The 1,171-nt window shown below is 54.0% G+C and carries 1 protein-coding gene; it reads right to left on the bottom strand.

Annotated features, from left to right (window positions below):
* Window positions 1-124: 124 nt before the first annotated feature.
* Window positions 125-1,105, bottom strand: a complete 981-nt coding sequence (locus TU74_RS22925) for an IS5 family transposase (RefSeq protein ID WP_034113392.1) — start codon at window positions 1,103-1,105, stop codon at window positions 125-127.
* Window positions 1,106-1,171 lie beyond the last annotated feature (66 nt).

Raw genomic sequence — 1,171 nt, 5'->3', positions numbered from 1 at the left:
GGATGCTCCGATCAACTTGCTGCGCGGCGGCCGCAAGTCGTAATTTGCACGGCACGCAGCGCTATTTGCTCAAAACGACCTGATGCAGTGTTCATCGAGGGCGTTTTTCGCCCGGTTTTCCATGTTAAGCGCGCAACTCGCCCATACCCATCAGTTGTTTTCGAGCCATCCACAGGTTCGACAGGGCGAACAATGTGGTCAACTGAGCCGTGTTTTTCATCAGCCCACGAAAGCGCACTTTCACGTACCCAAATTGGCATTTGATCACCCGAAACGGATGTTCGACCTTGGCCCGTGTCTGGGCTTTGCAGTACTCAATCTTGCGCTTGGCCTTGTAGAGCACGCTGCGTTTATTCAACTTGGAATAGGTGCTGCGGCGCGCCGCGATTTGCCAGATCACTTCACGATTTTCATGCTCTTCACGCTTCTCAACGCCGGTGTATCCGGCGTCTGCATACACTGCATTTTCTTCGCCATGCAAAAGCTCGGCGACCTGTGTGACATCGGCGACGTTGGCGGCGGTGCCGTGGACGTGATGAACCAAGCCGGACTCGACATCAGCGCCAATATGGGCCTTCATTCCGAAGAAATACTGGTTACCTTTTTTGGTCTGATGCATCTCGGGGTCGCGCTTTCCCTCTTCGTTTTTAGTCGAACTGGGAGCATGAATAATGGTGGCATCGACGATAGTGCCCTGACGCAGAGACATGCCTTTGTCCTGCAAATAACCATTGATGACCGCGAGGATTGCAGGTGCAAGCTGATGCTTTTCCAATAAGTGCCGGAAATTCATGATCGTGGTGTCTTCAGGTATCGGGGCGCTCAAGGTCAAACGTGCAAACTGGCGCATGGGCGTGATTTCGTAGAGCGCTTCTTCCATGGTCGGATCGCTCAGGGAAAACCAATTCTGCAACAGATGAATACGCAGCATGGTTTCCAGAGGATAGGGTTTTCTGCCGCCACCGGCCTTGGGGTAGAACGGCTCGATCAGGCCCAGCAGACCCGTCCAGGGCACGACCTGATCCATCTCGGCGAGGAAGCGTTCGCGGCGTGTCTGCTTGCGCTTGCCGGCGTATTCGAAATCGGAAAAGCTCATCTGGCTCATAGGCGGCTCGGATCAGGTGGTCAGGCGTATTTCAGCACATTTGAAAACTTGTTCGGAGATTCCCTA

It is taken from the genome of Pseudomonas lundensis (assembly GCF_001042985.1).
Classification (GTDB): Bacteria; Pseudomonadota; Gammaproteobacteria; order Pseudomonadales; family Pseudomonadaceae; genus Aquipseudomonas; species Aquipseudomonas lundensis.
The sequence above is the reverse complement of the archived record's forward strand: the minus strand, read 5'-3'. Positions and strand labels throughout refer to the sequence as shown.

Coding starts and splice junctions, on each gene's coding strand:
- TU74_RS22925 (WP_034113392.1), bottom strand. CDS start 1,105: ATGAGCCAGATGAGCTTTTCCGATTTCGAATACGCCGGCAAGCGCAAG.